The organism is Nocardia xishanensis NBRC 101358, assembly GCF_001613365.1.
GTDB lineage: Bacteria > Actinomycetota > Actinomycetes > Mycobacteriales > Mycobacteriaceae > Nocardia > Nocardia xishanensis.
Window position 1 is genome coordinate 1 of sequence record NZ_BDCF01000033.1, and the last position, 19,044, is coordinate 19,044.

The 19,044-nt window shown below is 68.8% G+C and carries 19 protein-coding genes, 2 tRNA genes and 1 pseudogene; 10 read left to right on the plus strand and 12 right to left on the minus strand.

The genetic code is table 11. The features are described 5' to 3' along the window. A pseudogene (locus tag NX1_RS23360) lies at window positions 1-187 on the minus strand (DAK2 domain-containing protein); the annotation flags it as partial. A 329-nt stretch (window positions 188-516) separates the two neighbouring features. Here NX1_RS23360 and rpmB point away from each other — a divergent pair. The 3 genes from rpmB to NX1_RS23375 all read left to right on the plus strand — a co-directional run bounded on the left by rpmB (window position 517) and on the right by NX1_RS23375 (window position 2,179). Beyond that, window positions 517-708 (plus strand): 50S ribosomal protein L28, encoded by a 192-nt coding sequence (gene rpmB, locus NX1_RS23365; RefSeq protein WP_039799620.1) that lies wholly within the window; start codon window positions 517-519, stop codon window positions 706-708. A gap of 114 nt (window positions 709-822) precedes the next feature. After that, window positions 823-1,338: a GNAT family N-acetyltransferase gene (locus NX1_RS23370; protein WP_068063474.1), complete on the plus strand. Its 516-nt coding sequence runs from the start codon at window positions 823-825 to the stop codon at window positions 1,336-1,338. A 52-nt stretch (window positions 1,339-1,390) separates the two neighbouring features. Further along, entirely contained in the window at window positions 1,391-2,179 is a 789-nt protein-coding gene (locus NX1_RS23375) for an enoyl-CoA hydratase/isomerase family protein (RefSeq protein WP_068063330.1), read from the plus strand. 1 nt (window position 2,180) lies between these two features. Here the strand turns inward: NX1_RS23375 and NX1_RS23380 are convergent, their stop codons facing one another. The 4 genes from NX1_RS23380 to NX1_RS23395 form a co-directional block, all read right to left on the minus strand. Then, entirely contained in the window at window positions 2,181-3,062 is an 882-nt protein-coding gene (locus NX1_RS23380) for an alpha/beta fold hydrolase (protein WP_068063475.1), read from the minus strand. Between the two features lie 58 nt (window positions 3,063-3,120). Continuing rightward, complete coding sequence (locus tag NX1_RS23385; protein WP_068063331.1) at window positions 3,121-3,384, minus strand: hypothetical protein; 264 nt, start codon at window positions 3,382-3,384, stop codon at window positions 3,121-3,123. 77 nt (window positions 3,385-3,461) lie between these two features. Beyond that, on the minus strand, window positions 3,462-4,145 hold the full coding sequence (locus NX1_RS23390; protein ID WP_068063333.1) for a uracil-DNA glycosylase: 684 nt from the start codon (window positions 4,143-4,145) through the stop codon (window positions 3,462-3,464). A gap of 11 nt (window positions 4,146-4,156) precedes the next feature. Further along, entirely contained in the window at window positions 4,157-5,152 is a 996-nt protein-coding gene (locus NX1_RS23395; RefSeq protein ID WP_281217009.1) for a thiamine-phosphate kinase, read from the minus strand. Between the two features lie 464 nt (window positions 5,153-5,616). Between NX1_RS23395 and NX1_RS36490 the strand changes: the two genes are divergently transcribed. Further along, window positions 5,617-6,165, plus strand: coding sequence for a DUF3515 domain-containing protein (locus NX1_RS36490; RefSeq protein ID WP_068063477.1), 549 nt, complete (start codon window positions 5,617-5,619; stop codon window positions 6,163-6,165). A gap of 28 nt (window positions 6,166-6,193) precedes the next feature. On the opposite strand, the gene NX1_RS23405 is transcribed toward NX1_RS36490, so the two are convergent. Continuing rightward, complete coding sequence (locus NX1_RS23405) at window positions 6,194-7,285, minus strand: D-alanine--D-alanine ligase family protein (RefSeq protein ID WP_068063478.1); 1,092 nt, start codon at window positions 7,283-7,285, stop codon at window positions 6,194-6,196. Between the two features lie 88 nt (window positions 7,286-7,373). Then, window positions 7,374-8,384, minus strand: a complete 1,011-nt coding sequence (locus NX1_RS23410) for an NAD(P)H-dependent glycerol-3-phosphate dehydrogenase (RefSeq protein ID WP_068063336.1) — start codon at window positions 8,382-8,384, stop codon at window positions 7,374-7,376. A 31-nt stretch (window positions 8,385-8,415) separates the two neighbouring features. On the opposite strand from NX1_RS23410, the gene cofC reads away from it, so the two are divergent. The 3 genes from cofC (at window position 8,416) to NX1_RS23425 (ending at window position 12,310) form a co-directional block, all read left to right on the plus strand. Beyond that, the gene (gene cofC / locus NX1_RS23415) at window positions 8,416-9,099 is read left to right on the plus strand and encodes a 2-phospho-L-lactate guanylyltransferase (RefSeq protein ID WP_068063338.1); all 684 of its coding nucleotides are present in this window, start codon (window positions 8,416-8,418) and stop codon (window positions 9,097-9,099) included. A 71-nt stretch (window positions 9,100-9,170) separates the two neighbouring features. Next, window positions 9,171-11,345, plus strand: coding sequence for an RNA degradosome polyphosphate kinase (locus tag NX1_RS23420; RefSeq protein WP_068063340.1), 2,175 nt, complete (start codon window positions 9,171-9,173; stop codon window positions 11,343-11,345). A 20-nt stretch (window positions 11,346-11,365) separates the two neighbouring features. Continuing rightward, window positions 11,366-12,310: an NUDIX hydrolase gene (locus NX1_RS23425; protein WP_068063345.1), complete on the plus strand. Its 945-nt coding sequence runs from the start codon at window positions 11,366-11,368 to the stop codon at window positions 12,308-12,310. A gap of 143 nt (window positions 12,311-12,453) precedes the next feature. Here the strand turns inward: NX1_RS23425 and NX1_RS23430 are convergent, their stop codons facing one another. The 3 genes from NX1_RS23430 to leuC all read right to left on the minus strand — a co-directional run bounded on the left by NX1_RS23430 (window position 12,454) and on the right by leuC (window position 15,332). After that, the gene (locus tag NX1_RS23430) at window positions 12,454-13,104 is read right to left on the minus strand and encodes an HU family DNA-binding protein (protein ID WP_068063347.1); all 651 of its coding nucleotides are present in this window, start codon (window positions 13,102-13,104) and stop codon (window positions 12,454-12,456) included. A 157-nt stretch (window positions 13,105-13,261) separates the two neighbouring features. Then, window positions 13,262-13,870, minus strand: a complete 609-nt coding sequence (gene leuD, locus NX1_RS23435; RefSeq protein ID WP_068063349.1) for a 3-isopropylmalate dehydratase small subunit — start codon at window positions 13,868-13,870, stop codon at window positions 13,262-13,264. A 37-nt stretch (window positions 13,871-13,907) separates the two neighbouring features. Then, window positions 13,908-15,332: a 3-isopropylmalate dehydratase large subunit gene (leuC, locus tag NX1_RS23440; RefSeq protein WP_068063352.1), complete on the minus strand. Its 1,425-nt coding sequence runs from the start codon at window positions 15,330-15,332 to the stop codon at window positions 13,908-13,910. Between the two features lie 190 nt (window positions 15,333-15,522). Here leuC and NX1_RS23445 point away from each other — a divergent pair, with 190 nt between their 5' ends. The 3 genes from NX1_RS23445 (at window position 15,523) to NX1_RS23455 (ending at window position 17,085) form a co-directional block, all read left to right on the plus strand. Next, window positions 15,523-16,224 carry an IclR family transcriptional regulator gene (locus NX1_RS23445; protein WP_067781941.1) on the plus strand — a complete coding sequence of 234 codons (702 nt, stop codon included), beginning with the start codon at window positions 15,523-15,525 and terminating at the stop codon, window positions 16,222-16,224. 33 nt (window positions 16,225-16,257) lie between these two features. Then, entirely contained in the window at window positions 16,258-16,758 is a 501-nt protein-coding gene (locus NX1_RS23450; RefSeq protein ID WP_068063354.1) for a pyridoxamine 5'-phosphate oxidase family protein, read from the plus strand. Between the two features lie 144 nt (window positions 16,759-16,902). After that, entirely contained in the window at window positions 16,903-17,085 is a 183-nt protein-coding gene (locus NX1_RS23455; RefSeq protein WP_068063355.1) for a DUF5302 domain-containing protein, read from the plus strand. Window positions 17,086-18,667: 1,582 nt separating this feature from the next. On the opposite strand, the gene NX1_RS23460 is transcribed toward NX1_RS23455, so the two are convergent. Next, window positions 18,668-18,740: transfer RNA gene (locus tag NX1_RS23460), tRNA-Glu, on the minus strand. Window positions 18,741-18,889: 149 nt separating this feature from the next. Then, window positions 18,890-18,961, minus strand: a tRNA-Gln gene (locus NX1_RS23465). Between the last annotated feature and the right edge of the window lie 83 nt (window positions 18,962-19,044).

The window sequence follows — 19,044 nt, forward strand, 5'->3', positions numbered from 1 at the left end:
GATCGGCGCGCACCGCGGCCTGCGCGGCATCGGCCGCCCGCACCGCGGCGCGCATGGTGGCGAGCAGATTGGTCCCGGTGTCGGCGTCGGCGACGGGGAACACATTGAGCGCGTTGATCTCCGCGCGGCGCTGTTCGAGATCGTCCAGACAGAGGCGGCTCCAGAGCCTCAGCGCCGCGCCGTCCATCTCTTCCCGCTGCCCCGGCACCGTCACCTCGCTCCCTTCTCGCCACCGGCGTCACCACCGTTCGCCAGGTTAGCTGGCGATACCGACAGCGGGCGCGTGACACCGAATCGGTATGCTTTCCTCGTGTTCGACGGCCGTGACGGCCCGTCCGACCGGGTCCCGGTTTGGCGGATCGGCACGGCATTGGCTACCCTTGCTGGGTTGCTCGTGCGGCCTGAAGCTGGCCTGCGCTGGCCGGCGTCAGTCGGCAGGGCACATCACGACATTGTTTCCGGACATGCCGCATCATTGTGCGGCGGTCCCCACATGACATGAAGGAGTTCGCGACTATGGCTGCCGTCTGCGACGTCTGCGCCAAGGGCCCCGGCTTCGGGAAGTCGGTCTCGCACTCGCACCGGCGCACCAACCGTCGCTGGAACCCGAACATCCAGACCGTGCGCGCGCAGGTTGCCCCGGGCAACACCCGCCGCATGAACGTGTGCACCTCCTGCCTGAAGGCGGGCAAGGTCGCTCGCGGCTGATTCGGCCGCCGGTCGATCAGCACCAAGACACACGCCCCGGCGCCCGTTACGGGTTGTCCGGGGCGTCGTCGTCGGTAGGTGTTCCAGTTCGCCGATCTCACCGGGGGACATCGCATGACCGAGGCGCCCGCGCGAGCGTGGCGGATCACGCCGCTCGCCACCGAACACGTACGCAGTCTGGCCGAATGCCACATCGCCTGCTGGCGTGAGGCCTACCGCGGCCTGGTCCCCGATCACGTGCTCGATGCCTTCGACGTGGATCGACGGGCCGAGGCGTGGGACCGCATCCGCCTCGCCCGTCCCGGCAGCACACATGTGGCGGTCGTCGACGACATCGTCATCGGGTTCGCGAGCTCGAGCCCATCTCGGGACCGCGCCCCGGTCGCTCCGCTCGAACTCAACGCGCTGTACGTGCGCGCCGACTGGTACGGCACGGGCCTGGCCGACGAGCTCCTCGCCGCCGTCGTCGACCCGGATCAGCCGTGCTCTCTGTGGGTGTTCGAGGACAATCCGCGCGCGAGGGCCTTCTATCGCAAACACGGTTTCGCGCTGGAGGGCGCGCGCAAGGTAGAGGACTTCACCGTCGCCATGCAGGTGCGGATGATTCGCCCGGCCCGCGCGACCGGGTAGCACCGAAGCCCGGGCGTCGGGATCCCGCCCGAGCAAACGATAGGGTTCCCTCATGACCTCCACCGCGCAGACCGAATACGTCACGACCGTCGACGGCGTCCTCCAGATCACGATCGCCACCGCCGCCAACGGCACCTCGATGGATTTCGCCGGGATCACCGCGGGCACCGCGGCACTCGCCGACCTCGGCCCCGAGATCGGCGCGGTGGTGCTGGCCGGGTCGGGCGCGAACTTCTGCGCGGGCGGTGACGTGCGCGGTTTCGCCGCCGCCGAGGATCGCGCCGCCCACATCCACGGCCTGGCGACGGATCTGCACGCGTTCGTCCGCGCGCTGGACGAGACCCGCGTGCCGGTGCTCGCCGCGGTGCACGGCTGGGCGGCGGGCGCGGGTATGAGCCTGGTCTGCGCGGCGGACATCGCGCTGGGCGGTCCGTCCACCAAGCTGCGCCCCGCCTATCCCGGCATCGGCCTGAGCCCCGACGGCGGCATGTCCTGGACGCTGCCCCGCATCGTCGGCGCAGGCCGGGCCCGCGAGATCCTGCTCACCGACGCCGTCCTCGACGCCGAGGAAGCAGTGCGGCTGGGGCTCCTGAGCCGCCTCGTCGCGGACGATGAAGTGCGCAGCGCGACAATGGCGCTCGCGCAGCAGCTGGCGCAGGGGCCGCGCTCCACCCATGCCAGCATCAAATCGCTTCTGGCACAGTCGGATTCGGCCACGCTGAGCGAACAGCTGGATCTGGAACGCGATTTCATCGCCACGGCGGCGAACAGCCGCACCGGCCGGGAAGGCGTGGACGCCTTCGTGGCCAAGCGCAAGCCGGACTACCGGAACCCCGCCTGACCTAGGCCAGGTTCTCCACCACGAACTTCGCGACCGCGTCGGTGAACGCGTCGTTGTCGTCACCGGCCGCGGTGTGCGCCGCACCGCCGATCTCGACGAGTTCGGCGTGCGGCACCAGCGCCTGGAACGCCGCCGCGCCCTCGGCGCTCACCACGTCGGACTGCATGCCGCGCACCAGCAGCACCGGGATGCGCAGCGCGGCGGCGGCCTGCTCCATCTGCTCGGTCAACGCGCTCGGATCCTCGACGCGGTCGCGCAGGATGTCCGGATCCCAGTGCCAGTACCAGCGGCCGTCGCGCTGACGCAGATTGCGGCGCAGGCCGTCGGTGTTCTTCGGCCGCGGTCGATGCGGCAAATAGTCGGCGACCGCGTCGGCAACCTGTTCGAGGGTGTCGAAGCCGTCGCGATGTTTGCTGAGGAAGTCGATCACCCGCGCGACGCCCTCGGGCTCGGGGCGCGTGACGATGTCGACGAGCACCAGGGCCCGGATCGCCGCACCGCCCGGCGTCGCGGAGGTCATCAGCCCGGTGATGCCGCCCATGCTGGCGCCGACCACGACCGCACCCCCGCCCGGTGCGGCCGCGGCGTCGAGCTGTTCCAGCACGAGCGTCAGGTCCGCGACCATCGTCTCGCGCGTGTAGTCGCGGTCCGGCGACCACTGGCTGTCACCGTGGCCGCGGGCGTCCACGGTGACCACCCGCATCCCGGCCGCGGCCAGTTTGGCGCCGGTCTGCTTCCACGAGTGCCTGGTCTGCCCGCCGCCGTGCAGAAAGACGACGAGCGGGCCGTCGACCGGGCCGAACTGGTCGGCGGCCAGCTCGATGCCACCCGAACCGCGCAGCCGCAGCCGGGTGGGCTCGAGAAGATAGTTCGCATTACTCACGATCTGAGGATCGCACAGTACGCGCACGGCTCGTCGTGAGCCTCGGTGAACGGGATGCTCAGCAGTCCAGGCGCATGGCGCTGAAGGTGCGCTGGAACAGGCACGCGACCTTCGCGTTCACCGAGGAGGAGATGGTGGAGGAGCCGGTCGAGGTGAACTCCTCGGCCACCGGCGCCGCGGGCGCGGTCTCGCTGGTCTCCACGACGGGCTCGAGTGCCAGCGGCGCGGCGGTCGCCGCGGAAGTGGCGCCCGCGATAGCGGCGGCCATGGCCAGCGTGGCGGTGGTGCCGCGCAGGGCGCCGCGAACGGTGTTGTGCTGCATTGCAGTGCTCCTCGGTTTCGTGTTCGTGCGGTGATGCGGGTGGTGCTGGTTCCCGGCGGGCCGGGAGGCGGGAGGGATCAGGGCAGGCGCCAGTCGACCGGCTCGGCGCCGAGTTCGTCGAGCAGTTCGTTGACCCGCGAGAACGGGCGCGAGCCGAAGAAGCCGCGGGACGCGGACAGCGGCGAGGGGTGCGCCGACTCGATGTAGGGCACCTCGGCCTGGCTCAGCAGCGGCTTCAGCGTCGAGGCGTCGCGGCCCCACAGGATCGCCACCAGCGGCTCGTCACGCGCGACCAGCGCGCGGATGGCCTGTTCGGTGACCGCCTCCCAGCCCTTGCCGCGGTGCGAGGCGGGCTGGCCGGGCGAGACGGTGAGCACTCGGTTGAGCAGCAGCACGCCCTGATCCGACCACGGGCTCAGATCGCCGCAGGAGGGCGTCGGGTGGCCGAGGTCCTTGTGCAGCTCGGCGAAGATGTTGGCGAGGCTGCGCGGTACCGGCGAAACATCGGGCGCCACAGAGAAACTCAGTCCCATGGCGTGGCCGGGCGTCGGGTACGGGTCCTGGCCGACGATCAGCACGCGGACCTTGTCGAACGGCCGCTGGAAAGCGCGGAGCACGTTCTCCCCCGCGGGCAGGTAGCCGCGGCCTGCGGCGTTCTCGGCGCGGAGGAATTCACCCATCTCCGCGATCCGGTCCTCGACTGGCTGCAAGGCCTGTGCCCAGCCCGAATCCATGATTTCCGACAGTGGTTTCGCACCCATGACCGCACAACTTATCGTGGTTCGGGCCCGGACGCCGAGTCCGCCCCACGGAACGATTCCCAGCCGCTGCCGCCTCGGTGCGGAGCACCGTCGACGGTGACCCCCGACCCGGCCGTCACGCGGCCGATCGCACGCCATCCTTCCGGCAGCTCAGCACCCTGCGGCCAGGTCCCGGCGAAGGCGTGATCCTCGCCCCCGGCCAGAACCCATTGCGCCGCATCGGCATCCAGCCGGGCAGCGAGCGCGTCGAGGGCAGGATCGCGCAGCGCGGCCGCGTCCAGATCGATCGCGACGCCCGAGGCCTCGGCGATATGGCCGAGATCGGCGAGCAGTCCATCGGAGATATCGGTGAGCGAGTGCCCCGCCCGCCAAGTCGAACCGAGCACCGCCTCGTACGGTGGCTGCGGAACTCGGTGGGCGGCAAGCGCTTCGGCGAACTCCTCGGCGTCGGCACCCACGGTGAGCGCGGCCAGTCCCGCGGCCGACCAGCCGAGCGGGCCCGCCGCCGCGACCGTGTCGCCCACGCGCGCACCAGCTCTGGTGACCGGCGCGCCGCCGCGCAGATCGCCGAACGCGGTGACGGAGAGGACCAGCTCGGGGCTGCGCACCAGATCGCCGCCCGCGATCGAGCCGCCCGCGCGGGCCGCCTCGGCCCACATGCCGTCGGCCAGTTCGTCGATCACCGCGACGGGGGTCTCGGCGGGACAGCCGAGCGCCACCACGAAGGCCGTCGGCGCGGCGCCCATCGCGACCACGTCGGCGGCGTTCTGCGCGATCGCCTTGCGGCCGATCTCCCTCGGGCTCGACCAGTCGCGCCGGAAGTGCCGCCCCTCGACCAGCATGTCGGTGGTCACCACGAACCGGCCGTCGGGCGCGGCGACCAGCGCCGCGTCGTCGCCGGGGCCGAGCAACACGGCGGGCGCCTGTACTCTACGGGCGTTGATGCGCTCGATCAGCGCGAACTCTCCCAGCTCACGCACCGTCCGCGGCGCCGCGCTCTCGCTGATGACCGGTCCCTTCCCGAGGTACTGCCAGCTGAAATCGGCTCGACGGTACCCTGTCCTGGGCAATCGAGACCACCGAGTCGGTGCGCGCGCCCGCCGCGACGTAGGCAGCGCGACCCGCGCCGACCGGCTCCAGCGAGCGCGAAGAGGAAGGACCGGTACGCATGGCGGCGGACTCGTCGGACAGCGACTCGTCGAAGGGCAACGACCCCACCGACGACGACAAGCGGACCGGCCTCGGCGAGGCGGCGCCCGATGGCGCGACCGCGGATCGGTCCGCCGAGCGGCCGGTCACCGACGAGCAGCCCGAAGCATCGGGGGAGCCGCGTCCCACCGACGGCTCCGCTGCCGGGGATTCTCGCGCCGACGACGAATCCGAGGCCACCGGCGAGAACGCCGAGGAACCGGCCGCCGCTGGCGAGGCCGACGAAAAGCGCAGCGCCACAGGAGATTCCGAAACCGCCAGGATAGACGCTGAATCCCGTCCCTACCCGCCTGCCTTGATCGCCACGGCAGTAGCTCTGCCGGTGGTTCTAGTGGTCGCCGTCTTGGTCGCCGCCGTGCTGGCCCGCCGCCTGCCCGTGGAGCGGGAGCCGCTGGCGCTCGGTCCGGTGCCCGCGCCCGCCGCGGAGGGCGAAGCCTGCACCAAGTTGCTGCCCGCACTGCCCGCCGACCTGGGCGAGTTCACCAAGTCGACCCTGGTCGAACCCGCTCCGCCCGCCACCCGCGCCTGGCAGCGCCCGGAGGGCGGGAACGCCATCGTGCTGCGCTGCGGCCTGGACCGGCCGCTGGAATTCCATCGCGCGTCGCCGTTGCAGATCGTCGACGGCGTGCAGTGGTTCGAGGTGCGCGACGACTCGGCCGAGACGAGCACCTGGTTCGCCGTCGACCGCGAGACCTACATCGCGCTGACGGTGCCCGACGGTTCCGGACCGACCCCGCTGCAGGAGGTCTCCGACACCATCACCGCGAATCTGCCCGCCAAGGAACTCGACCCGGGCCCGCTGCCGAACTGACCCGCGCGCGACCGGCTTCGTCGGGCGGTCAGCGCAGGCCGGTGCCGCGAGCCAGCGCGGTCTCGATCAAGGTCGAGATCAAGACGTCGTAGTCGATGCCGGTGGCTTCCCACATGCGGGGGTACATGGAGATCGACGTGAAGCCCGGCATGGTGTTGATCTCGTTGATCACCGGCCCGTCCGCGGTGACGAAGAAGTCGACGCGGGCAAGTCCCTGGCAGTCGAGGGCGCGGAAGGCGCGCACCGCGAGTTCCCTGATCTGCTCGGCGACCTCGTCGTCGAGCTTGGCGGGCACGTCGAACTCGCAGACGTCGTCGAGGTACTTGGTGTCGAAGTCGTAGAACTCGGGAGCGTCGTCGTCGGGCATCCTGATCTCGGCGATCACGCTGGCCTCGACCCGTCCGTCCGGGAATTCCAGCACGCCGCATTCCACTTCGCGACCGACGATGCCCGCCTCCACGATCACCTTCGGATCGTGCGCGCGCGCCTCGTCGATGGCGGCGTCCAGCTCGCTCCAGTCGTCCACCTTCGTGATGCCGAGCGAGGAACCGGCGCGGGCGGGTTTGACGAACACCGGAAGTCCGAGCCGTTCCCGTTCGGCCGCCGACAACGTCGCGACGCCGGGCCGCAGCACCACCTGCGTGCCGATCGGCAGGCCCTCGGCCGCGAGCAGCTTCTTGGTGAATTCCTTGTCCATGCCCGCGGCGCTGGCCAGCACGCCGGGGCCGACGTACGGGACGCCCGCGAGCTCGAGCATGCCCTGCAACGTGCCGTCCTCGCCGAACGGGCCGTGCAGGATCGGGAATACCACGTCGACCGAGCCGAGTGCGGCGCCGGGGTCGTCCAGGGCCACCAGTGACCCGGAACGCTGCGGGTCGGGGGCAAGCGTCAGGGCGGTGCCCGAAGCGTCGACGGAGGGCAGTCCGTCGTCCTTGCCGCGCAGCGCGGCGACCTCGGCGCCGCCGAGCACCCAGCCGCCCTCGGTGGTGATGCCGATCGGGACGGCCTCGTACTTCTCCGGATCCAGGTTGCGCAGCACGCTGCCGGCCGACAGACACGAGACGGCGTGCTCATTGCTGCGCCCGCCGAACACCACAGCCACCCTGATCCGGTTCGTCATGCTCCGAACCGTACCCGCCCGCGGCGGCGCGCCGATCGCGGACCGGGCCCGGTGCGCGACGGTCATAGCTACCGCTACCCTGCGGCGATCACTCCGGCTTGACGCGGCGGCCGAGCAGATTGCCGACGGCTTCGCGCACCGAGAGGCCCTCGTGACACACCTGGTGCACCGCGTTGGTGAGCGGCATTTCCACATCGTGCGCGGCGGCCAGCGCGCGAACCGATGTGCACGACTTCACACCCTCGGCCACCTGTCCATGGGTGGCCTCCTGGGCCGCCTCCATCGATCCGCCCGCGCCCAGCACGTGCCCGAAGGACCGATTGCGCGACAGCGGCGAGGTACAGGTCGCGACGAGATCGCCGACCCCGGCCAACCCGGCGAACGTGACAGGCTCGGCGCCGAGCGCGACGCCGAGCCTGATGATCTCGGCGAGGCCGCGGGTGATCAAACTGGCGATGGAGTTGTCGCCGAGGCCCATGCCGGAGGCGATGCCGCAGGCCAGCGCGATGACGTTCTTGCACGCGCCACCGATCTCGCAACCGATCACGTCGGTGTTGGTGTACGGCCGGAAATAGCCGGTGTAGCTGGCACGCTGCACCGCCTCCGCGCGCGCGGCGTCGGTGCACGCGATCACGGTGGCCGCAGGCTGACCGATCGCGATCTCCCTGGCCAGATTGGGTCCGGACAGCACCGCGATGCGGCTCGGCTCGGTGCCGGTCACCTCGGCGATCACCTGACTCATCCGCAGCAGAGTGCCGGTTTCGATGCCCTTGGCCAGACTCAGCAACGTGGCGTCGCGCTCGGTGATCGCGGCGTGCAGCGCCGGTTTCCACGACTCGAGGTTCGCCCGCAGCGATTGCGACGGCACGGCGAGCACCACCAACTCGGCGCCGTCCAGCGCCCGCTCGTGATCGTCGGTGGCGGCCACCGCCGGCAGTTGTACATCGGGCAGGTAGAAGGGATTGCGGTGCTCGGTGGCCAAGGCCTCGGCCACCTCGGCGCGGCGCGCCCAGATGGTGACCTCGGTTCCGGCGTCTGCCAACACCTTCGCGAACGCGGTGCCCCACGATCCCGCGCCAAGTACTGCCGCCCTCGTCATCAGCCCAATATGCCATGGAAGGATTGGGACCATGCGCCCGCACGCCGTGCACGCCGTGATCGCGGTCAAGAGCCTCGATCTGGCCAAGACCCGACTGGCCGACCGGCTGCGCCCGGAACACCGGGCGCGGCTGGTGCTCGCCATGCTCGCCGACACCGTGGCGGCCGTCGCGGCGGTCCCGCTGGTCCGATCGGTCACCGTCGTCACCCCGGATCCCGTCGTCGCCGAGCTGGCGGGCGGGCTCGGCGCACACGTGCATCCCGAACCGCGCATCGCCGACTCCGACGGGCTGAACACCGCGCTGTCCGATGCCGCGGACGCGTTGCGCCGCCGTCACGGCGCGGTCGAACTGCTCGCGCTGCAAGCGGATCTGCCCGCGCTGCGCCCGGAGGAACTGGCGGACATGCTGACGGTCGCACCGGTCGGCAAGCGCGCGGTGGTCGTCGACCACGCCGGGACCGGCACGGCCGCGCTCGTCGTCCGGGACGGCGTCGCGCCGCTGGATCCGCGCTTCGGCGCCGACTCCGCGCGGCGGCACATCGCGGCGGGGGCAGCGGATCTGACCGGTCACTGGCCGGGGCTGCGCCTCGACGTCGATACGGCAGCGGATCTCGACCTCGCCGTCGAACTCGGGGCCGGCGACGCCACCCGCGCTGTGTTGCGTGACATCGGCTGGTCCTGTCGTGTTCACGAACCCGTTCGTCACGTGTGCTAGGCGATCGCCGAAACGGCGTGATTCGTCCGGTAATACCGATGCGGGCCTGCACACCGGGCGGTTCGTAGGGGATGATCGTTGACGTGAGCGATACGGAAACCGTCAAGCAACAGCAGGTGCTTCCCACACCGCCACCGGCCGTCACCCCGGTGCGGCCCGACCAGGCTACAGAGCAGTTGCCACGTGATCGCTACCTGAACAGGGAACTGAGCTGGCTCGACTTCAACGCCAGGGTGCTCGCCCTCGCGGAGGACGCTTCGCTGCCGTTGCTCGAACGCGCCAAATTCCTTGCGATCTTCGCTTCCAACCTCGACGAGTTCTACATGGTCCGGGTCGCCGGGCTGAAGCGCCGCGCCGAGACCGGGTTGTCGGTGCGCTCGGCCGACGGCCGCTCGCCGAGCGAGCAATTGGAGCTGATCGCGGCACGCGCGCAGGAGATCGCCGACCGGCACGCGCGCGCGTTCCTCGATTCGGTGCTGCCCGCGCTGACCGCGGAGGGCATCGCCATCATCGAGTGGAGCGATCTGGACGACGATGAGCGCCAGCGTCTCTCGGCCTACTTCCAGGATCAGGTCTTCCCGGTGCTCACCCCGCTGGCCGTCGATCCGGCGCACCCGTTCCCTTATATCAGCGGTCTGAGCCTCAACCTCGCCGTCACCGTGAAGGACTCCGCCACCGGCGGCGAGCACTTCGCCAGGGTGAAGGTGCCCGACAACGTGGACCGCTTCGTGCGGGTGCGGCGCAACTCGTCCGGTTCCTCGGTGGCCGCCTTCCTGCCGATGGAAGAACTCATCGCCGCGCACCTGGATCAGCTCTTCCCCGGTATGGACGTGGTGGAGCACCACTCCTTCCGTATCACCCGCAACGCGGATTTCGAGGTGGACGAGGATCGCGACGAGGACCTACTACAGGCGTTGGAGCGCGAACTAGCCAGGCGCCGCTTCGGATCACCGGTGCGGCTGGAAGTCTCCGACGACATGACCGAGCACATGCTCGATCTGCTGCTGCGCGAACTCGACGTGGATCCCAACGACGTGATCCAGGTGCCCGGCCTGCTCGACCTGTCCTGCCTGTGGCAGGTGTACGGCGTCGACCGGCCGAACCTGAAGGACGCGCCCTACGTTCCGGCCACCCCGCCCGCCTTCGGCGAGCGCGAGACCCCGCGCAACGTCTTCCAGGCGCTGCGCGAGGGCGATGTGCTGGTACACCACCCGTACGACTCGTTCTCCACCAGCGTGCAGCGCTTCATCGAGCAGGCGGCCGCCGACCCGCAGGTGCTCGCGATCAAGCAGACCCTCTACCGCACCTCCGGTGACTCCCCCATCGTCAACGCGCTCATCGACGCGGCCGAGGCGGGCAAGCAAGTCGTCGCGCTCGTGGAGATCAAGGCCCGCTTCGACGAGCAGGCCAACATCAAATGGGCGCGGGCGCTGGAGCAGGCGGGCGTGCACGTGGTGTACGGCCTGATCGGTCTCAAGACGCACTGCAAGACCTGCCTGGTGGTGCGGCGCGAAGGTTCGACCATCCGCCGCTACTGCCACATCGGCACCGGCAACTACAACCCGAAGACGGCCCGCCTCTACGAGGACGTCGGATTGCTCACCGCCGCACCGGAAATCGGCGCCGATCTCACCGACCTGTTCAACTCGCTGACCGGCTACTCTCGAAAAGCCAACTACCGCAACCTGCTTGTCGCTCCGCAGGGCGTGCGCGCGGGCATCATCGACCGCATCCAGCGCGAGACCGATCTCGCGCTGCAAGGGGTCGAGGCGCGAATCCGCTTGAAGGCCAACGCGATCGTGGACGAGCAGGTGATCGACGCACTGTACCGCGCCTCGCAAGCTGGGGTTCCGGTGCAGATCGTGGTGCGCGGCATCTGCGGTTTGCGTCCCGGCGTGCCCGGCATGAGCGACAACATCGAGGTGCGCTCGATCCTCGGCCGCTTCCTCGAGCATTCGCGGATCATGCACTTCCAGGCGCAGGACGAGTACTGGATCGGCAGCGCCGACATGATGCACCGCAACCTCGACCGCAGAGTCGAGGTGATGGCGCAGGTGAAGGATCCCAAGTTGCGCGAGCAGCTCGGCGCCGTCTTCGACTCCGCCCTGTATCCCACCACCCGCTGCTGGGTACTCCAACCGGATGGCAGCTGGCAAGCCTCACCTGAACACACCGGCCAAGACGGTGAACAGGTCCGGGACCACCAAGAATTCCTCATGCGACTGCGGAGACCAGAACAGCCGTGAATGCCACGACGGGATACGAAATGGACGGGGGCCCGTTCTGGGATCCCCGAGTGACGGCCAATATTCACGCCGCGGGCGCCGTGCTGTGGCGCCGCGCCCCCGCGGTGCAGGGCGGCGTCGAGATCGCGGTCGTCCACCGGCCCAAATACCAGGACTGGTCACTGCCCAAGGGCAAGCTCGACCCGGGTGAGACCCCGGTGCTGGCCGCCGTTCGGGAAGTGCGCGAGGAGACCGGCCTCGACTCCCGCCTCGGCCGGTACCTCGGTCACGTCACTTACCCCATTCCGGGCCACCGCAAACTCAAGCGGGTCGATTACTGGGCGGCGGAAGTAGCGGGCGGCGAATTCACCGCCAATTCCGAAGTGGACCTGCTGACCTGGTATCCGCTGGATCGGGTGATGGACGCGCTGTCCTATCCGATGGACCGCCAGGTCGTGCGGGCATTCAGCAGACTGCCCGCCGTCACGGAAACGCTGCTGCTGGTGCGGCACGCGAAAGCGGGCCACCGCGCCCGATTCGACGGTCCCGACGACGAACGCCCGCTGGATCGGGCCGGACGCGACCAGGCTCGGGCGTTGGTGCCACATCTGCTGGCTTTCGGCGCGAGCGAGATATATTCGGCCGATCCGGCGCGTTGCGTGCAGACGGTGGAACCGCTGGCCGAGAAACTCGGCGTCGAGATCCATCTGGAGCCGTTGCTCTCCGAAACCGGTTACGCGGCAGCGCGGGACGAGGCGCGGGCGCGGGCCGTCGAGCTGGAACCGCACGGCACGGTGCGGGTTCTGTGCAGCCAGGGCAAGGTGATTCCCGATCTGCTGCCTTGGTGGGCGGGCCGGTCAGGGATCGCTCTTCCGCCCGCGCGCAACCGCAAGGGCAGCGTCTGGGTGCTGTCTTTCGCGGGCGGGCGAATGGTGGCCGCCGATCATCTCGATCGGTCGCTGTCGACGGGCTTGGTGAAGCCGTAGCGCCATTTCGCCGGCCACAGGCGCGGCCGGAGATCTCGCCACGAAAACCAGGTGCGGACAGACCGAAACGGCCCCGGGGGCGATCCCCGGGGCCGTTTCCGGTCCGTATGGCGTGATTAGTCGGCCGGGCCGCCGACTACGCCTCAGCGCGCGCGGCGGGCCGGAGCCTTCTTGGCCGCGGTCTTCTTGGCCGGAGCCTTCTTCGCCGCCGTGGTCTTCTTGGCGGCGGTGGCCTTGGCCGTGGTCTTCTTCGCCGCCGTGGTCTTCTTGGCGGCGGTGGCCTTGGTGGCCGCCTTCTTGGCGGCGGGCGCCTTCTTGGCGGCGGTCTTCCTGGCGGTGGTCTTCGCCGGAGCCTTCGCCGCCGCCTTCTTCGCCGTCGTCTTGGCGGGCGCCTTGGTGGCGGTCGCCTTCTTGGCGGCGGCCTTCTTGGCCGCCGTCTTCTTGGCGGCCGCCTTCTTCGCCGCCACAGGGGCATTCACGCCCCGCTTGACCGCAGGGCCGGTCGCCGCGAGCTTCTGCTTGCCCGCGATGACCGCCTTGAACTGGGCGCCAGGACGGAACGCGGGCACCGAAGTCGGCTTCACCTTGACGGTTTCACCGGTGCGCGGGTTCCGAGCCACCCGGGCAGCACGCTTACGCTGTTCGAACACACCGAATCCGGTGATCGTGACGCTCTGGCCTTTGTGCACCGCGCGCACGATGGTGTCCACAACATGCTCGACTGCCGCGGTAGCCGTGCGCCTGTCCGTACCCAACTTTTCGGTCAGAACGTCGATCAGTTCCGCCTTGTTCATTGAATCCTCCGCAGACTAATGGCCCGTCGTCGGACCGACTAGGTACCACGGTAAACCCACTTTGAGCAAGAGTCTATGTGCCACGCCAAAATTCATGGTGGTTTAGCACACGTCTAGCTACCGCCGTCCATGACGTCCAGCTATCGCCCCTGATTGATTACGCCTGCGAAATATGCGCGGGCAGGGTGGTGGGCTTCCAAGCCGGCCTTGCCTTTTCGAAGTCGGCGATGACGTCGCTACGCCGCAGCGTCAGCCCGATGTCGTCCAAGCCCTCGAGCAGGCGCCACCGGGTGTAGTCATCAATATCGAACGGCAACACGACGGTTCCCGCCGTAACGGTGCGCGCCTGGAGATCCACTACCAATTCGAGACCGGGCTGTTCCTCGATCATCTTCCAGAGCAATTCGACATCGTTCTGTGACATCTGGGCCGCCAAGAGACCGCCCTTGCCAGCATTACCACGGAAGATGTCGGCGAATCGGGGCGAGATGACCACCCGAAAGCCGTAGTCCGCCAGAGCCCATACGGCATGCTCACGCGAGGAACCGGTACCGAAATCCGGACCCGCAACCAGCACACTACCCCGGCTGAAGGGCTCGGTGTTCAAAATGAAGTCGGGGTCCGTTCGCCAGCCCGCGAACAGACCGTCCTCGAATCCGGTACGAGTGACCCGCTTCAGGTAGACCGCCGGGATGATCTGGTCGGTGTCGACGTTGGAGCGGCGCAGCGGCACGCCGATCCCCTTGTGCACGGTGAAGGCTTCCATCGGATTCTCCTGGGTAGATAGGGGGTGTCGTGCGGCGTCAGTTCAGATCCGCGGGCGAGGACAGCGTTCCGCGAACGGCCGTCGCGGCGGCCACCAGCGGAGAAACCAGGTGGGTACGCCCGCCTTTGCCCTGCCTGCCTTCGAAGTTGCGGTTGGAGGTGGAGGCGCAGCGCTGGCCCGGCGAAAGCTGATCCGGGTTCATTCCCAGGCACATCGAACATCCCGCCTGCCGCCATTCGGCGCCAGCCGCGGTGAAAATCTCGCCCAATCCTTCTTTTTCCGCCTGCGCGCGAACCCGCATCGAGCCCGGTACAACCAGCATTCGCACGCCGTCCGCCACGCGCCGACCCTTCAAAATCCCGGCCACGGCGCGCAAATCCTCGATGCGCCCGTTGGTGCACGATCCGACGAATACGGTATCGATCGGGATCTGCCGAAGCGGAGTTCCCGGCTCCAAATCCATGTACCGCAGCGCTTTCTCCGCGGCCTCCCGAGCCGTCTCGTCGGCAATCTCGGCGGGATTCGGCACCGCGTCGCCCAGCGGCACGCCCTGACCCGGGTTGGTGCCCCAGGTGACGAACGGCGTCAGCGCGCTCGCGTCGATGTGCACCTCGGCGTCGAAAACGGCGCCCTCGTCCGTCTTAAGTGCGTCCCATGCCGCCACCGCGGCATCCCAGTCGGCGCCCTCGGGAGCGTGCGGCCGGCCCTTCAGGAACTCGTAGGTGACCTCGTCCGGCGCGACCATGCCCGCCCGGGCGCCCGCCTCGATGGACATGTTGCACATCGTCATCCGCGCCTCCATGGACATGGCGCGCACGGCCTCGCCGCGGTACTCCAGAACGTAGCCCTGGCCGCCGCCGGTGCCGATCTGGGCGATCACCGCGAGGATCACGTCCTTGCTCGTGACACCGTGCGGCAGCTGGCCGTCGATGTTGACGGCCATGGTCTTGAACGGGCGCAGCGACAAAGTCTGTGTCGCCAGCACGTGTTCGACCTCGCTGGTGCCGATACCCATCGCCAGCGCGCCGAACGCGCCGTGCGTCGAGGTGTGGCTGTCGCCGCACACCACCGTCGTGCCCGGCTGGGTCAGGCCGAGCTGCGGACCGACCACGTGCACGATGCCCTGGTCCAGATCACCCATCGGGTGCAGCCGGACACCGAATTCCGCGCAATTGCGCCGCAGGGTCTCGACCTGGGTCCGCGAAATGGGATCGGCGATCGGCTTATCGATATCGATGGTGGGGACGTTGTGGTCCTCGGTCGCGATGGTCAGGTCGGGGCGGCGCACCTTCCTGCCCGCGGCCCGCAGACCATCGAAGGCCTGCGGACTCGTCACTTCGTGCACCAGATGCAGATCGATGTAGATCAGATCGGGCTCGCGCGAGGCGCCTTCGCCCTCGCCGCGCGCGACGACATGCTGATCCCACACCTTCTCGGCCAGGGTGCGTGGGCGGTCGGCCATTCTCGATCACCTTTCGGACGAGCAGCGGTCCCGCGCGATTCGGGCTGAGTGCGCGGGGCCTGCTGCACAGAGTTGTGGATTCGGTCTTCGGACATCTCGACCGCGTCGCCCTCGCCCGGCCGCTCGTCTCGACGGCGACTTTCCCGGCGCAGTTTGACTATCTCAATATCCGAGACGCTAATATCGTTCTATGAGACAGCATAGCGGTATCGGCGTCCTCGACAAAGCAGTGGCGGTCCTCTACGCCGTCGCGGAGCATCCGTGCGGTCTCAACGAACTGTGCACCCGCACCGGCCTGCCGAGGGCCACCGCGCACCGGCTGGCCGTCGGCCTCGAGGTGCACCGTCTGCTCGCCCGCGACAACAACGGAACCTGGCGTCCAGGACCGGCCCTCGCCGAGCTGGCCGCCGGCGCCACCGACCCGCTACAGGAAGCCGCCGCCGCCATACTGCCCCGGCTACGCGAGATCACCGGGGAGAGCGTCCAGCTCTACTGCCGCGACGGCGGAGCGAGGGTCTGCATCGCCGCCATGGAACCGCCCGTCGGCCTGCGCGACACGGTCCCGATCGGGGCCAGGCTGCCGCTCACCGCGGGCTCGGCCGCCAAGGTGCTGCTCGCCTGGGCTGATCCGGAGTTGCAGCGCACCATTCTTGCCGACGCGGTGTTCGGCGAGCGAGCGCTGGCCGAAGTGCGCAAGCGCGGCTGGGCGCAGAGCGCGGCCGAGCGGGCCGCGGGCGTGGCCAGTGTCTCGGCTCCGGTCCGCGACACCGCGGGCAACGTGATCGCCGCGGTCTCGGTCTCCGGCCCGATCGACCGGATGGGCCGCAGGCCGGGCGCGCGCTGGGCCGCCGATCTGGTCGCGGCCGCGGACGCGCTGCACAAGCGTCTGTAACACGTTTCAGATCTTCTTCTCTAGAGTTGGCCCATGGGAGTCAACCAACGGGCGCAGATCGTCATGTCCGACGCCGAGATCGCCGAGTTCCTGGAGCGCAGCCGCATCGCGACGCTGGCCACCCTCGGTCCGCAGGGCAGGCCGCACCTGACCGCGATGTGGTACGCGCTGATCGATGGCGAGATCTGGTTCGAGACCAAGGCCAAATCGCAGAAGGCGGTGAATCTGCGCCGCGATCCGCGCATCACGTGCATGGTCGAGGCCGGACAGACCTACGACCAGCTGCGCGGGGTGTCCATCGAGGGGCGCGCCGAGATCATCGACGATCCCGAGCGGCTGTTCGCGGTCGGCGTGAGCGTCTGGGAGCGCTACACCGGCCCCTACAGCGAAGAGGTTCGCCCGCTGGTGGAGAACATGCTCAACAAGCGGGTCGCGGTGCGCGTGGTCCCCGAGCGTGTGCGCAGCTGGGATCACCGCAAACTAGGCCTGCCCGCGCTGCCGCTCGGTGGCACGACGGCCAACGCGCTGGACTGATTCGGGAGTGCGCTGCGGCGCACCGGAAATCCAGCTGACAGCGGCGCTTCCGCACGTTAGCGTCGAGTCGTTCGACACGATTCGGCCGGGCAGCGCCGCCCCGCGGGTAGCGCTGCGCGCGGCCGCGACGACGAGGAGCAGGCGATGACGGAATCGGGTAGTCCCAACGGCAGTGCCGAAGAAGTGAAGCGCAAGTTCCGCGAGGCGCTGGAACGCAAGAACGCCCAGCACGGCAAGTCGGCCGACCACAAGAACGGCCACTCCAAGGCCACCGCCGCCCACGGCAGCGCCAGCCACAAGCGAGAGTTCCGCCGCAAGAGCGGATAACGACGCCCCGGCACGGGGCGCCCACGGATCCCCATCAACGGCGCCCCGTTCCCTCGCGCTCCTTCACCCGAACTCCCGCGCCACAACCCCACGAGCTACCGTCCCCACCCTCAGCTGACGCACCCTCGCAAAGGTTTCACACGCCTCGCAGCACTTATATCCCCTGCGACGCGTACATACGGTCTGCGCAGTCGATCTTGACGGCGAGGGCGCGACGCCCAGCCACGGGTCACGAATCGGACCTATGCGTAGATCGGTCCGAGTCATTGGACGCGCCAGGCAGACGCAGAGCACCACCAACGTGGAACTTCGCCAAGAGGCACACACTCGAAGCGGTCCCACTCACGCAACCCGAGCCCGCGCCTCGAGCTCGCGAAACTCCCGCTTCAATCTACGTGTCGCGCCACCCCTCCGCCCGTTCCAGACGCTCGGCTGACGTTCCCACACGGAGATTCCCGCGCCTCCGCTTCGGAATCTTCGTGCCGCGCGTGAGCTCCCGCGCCACACCCCCCGAGCCCCGCTCTGGATACTCCGCTGACGTTCCCCCGCAGACGTTTCCCACACCTCCCTGCGTGCCGCGCGTCAGTTCCCGCACCACAACCCCCTGCGCCCCGCTCCAGACGCTCCGCTGACATCCCCCAGAGGTTTCCCACGCCTCACAGCGGCTTGTATTCCCTGCGAGGGGTACAGGCGGTCTACGCCGTCATCTAGACCGCGGCCTGCGTGGAAGAACACCGAGCTACAGGCCGCGAATCCGACCGTTGCCGAGAAGCCGCCCGCGGCCACTCGGCGCGCCCGGCTGATTCGGACCACACGAACCGAGACCACCGCCGAGAGGCAGACACTCGGAGCAGTCCCACCAGCACAACACGAGCCGCCCTCCGAGACCGTGAAAACCCGCGCCACCTGGTCGGATCTGCGTACCGCACGTCAGCTCCGCGCCAGACCCACCGGGTATTTCGCCGCCCCCAGCACCAAGAACGCCCTTGGCCGCGGTGACACCACCTAGGCCCGCGACAAGCGGTTCGAAGTGACGCCCACGAAACGGGCGCGCGCCGACCAAATCCGGCGACCTCATCATCCTGCCCCAGCGGCACCACCGGCTTGCCGCAGGACGTGCCCGCACCAAAGCAGCCACAGGCCAAGACTCGAAGAGACAACCCCGCACCCCGACCCGCCCACCAGGCGACCGAAGTGCCGAAGTCCCAAGGCGACGACCCCAACGAAACGACGCCGCTCGCGGCGAGAGCCCAAAGCCAAGTAGCGCGACCACCACGGCAGACGCCCCTGCCGCGACTCCGACTCCCCAAGAGGCCAACGCCCCAAAGACCAGACGTGACGACCCCCACATACAGGCCCGCCCCATCAAGCGGCCGAAGAGCGGAAGCCAAAAGGCGACGACACAACCCAGTCCCCACTGGGCAAAGACTCAAAGTGACTACCCCCACAAACGGGACCACCTACCAAGGGGGGTCCGGGGGGCAACGCCCCTCCGGGCGGGGTGTGGGGGTCGCACCCCCGCAAAACACCTGCGAAGCAAGAAAGGCCCATGCTCTCCATGAGCATGGGCCTCCCACTTGCGTAGCCCCGACGGGATTCGAACCCGCGCTACCGCCTTGAGAGGGCGGCGTCCTAGGCCGCTAGACGACGGGGCCAGGACTGATCACTCACGTTCTCAGTGATCTCCGGTTGATCTTTCGATCAGTGGAAGCTCGGTTAGTTTAGCTGACCGAAGCTCGGCGACCAAATCGCCGGATGCTGAACTACTTTCGGCCGCGAACCGAGAGACGTACAACATTCTCCGCTGGGGTACCAGGACTCGAACCTAGAATGGCTGAACCAGAATCAGCTGTGTTGCCAATTACACCATACCCCAGTGACCAGCTCTTTCGACCCCGCCGTCTGGCTGACTTCGGGGCCGCGTTCCGGCCGAGAAAGAGATTACCAAACCTCTACCGG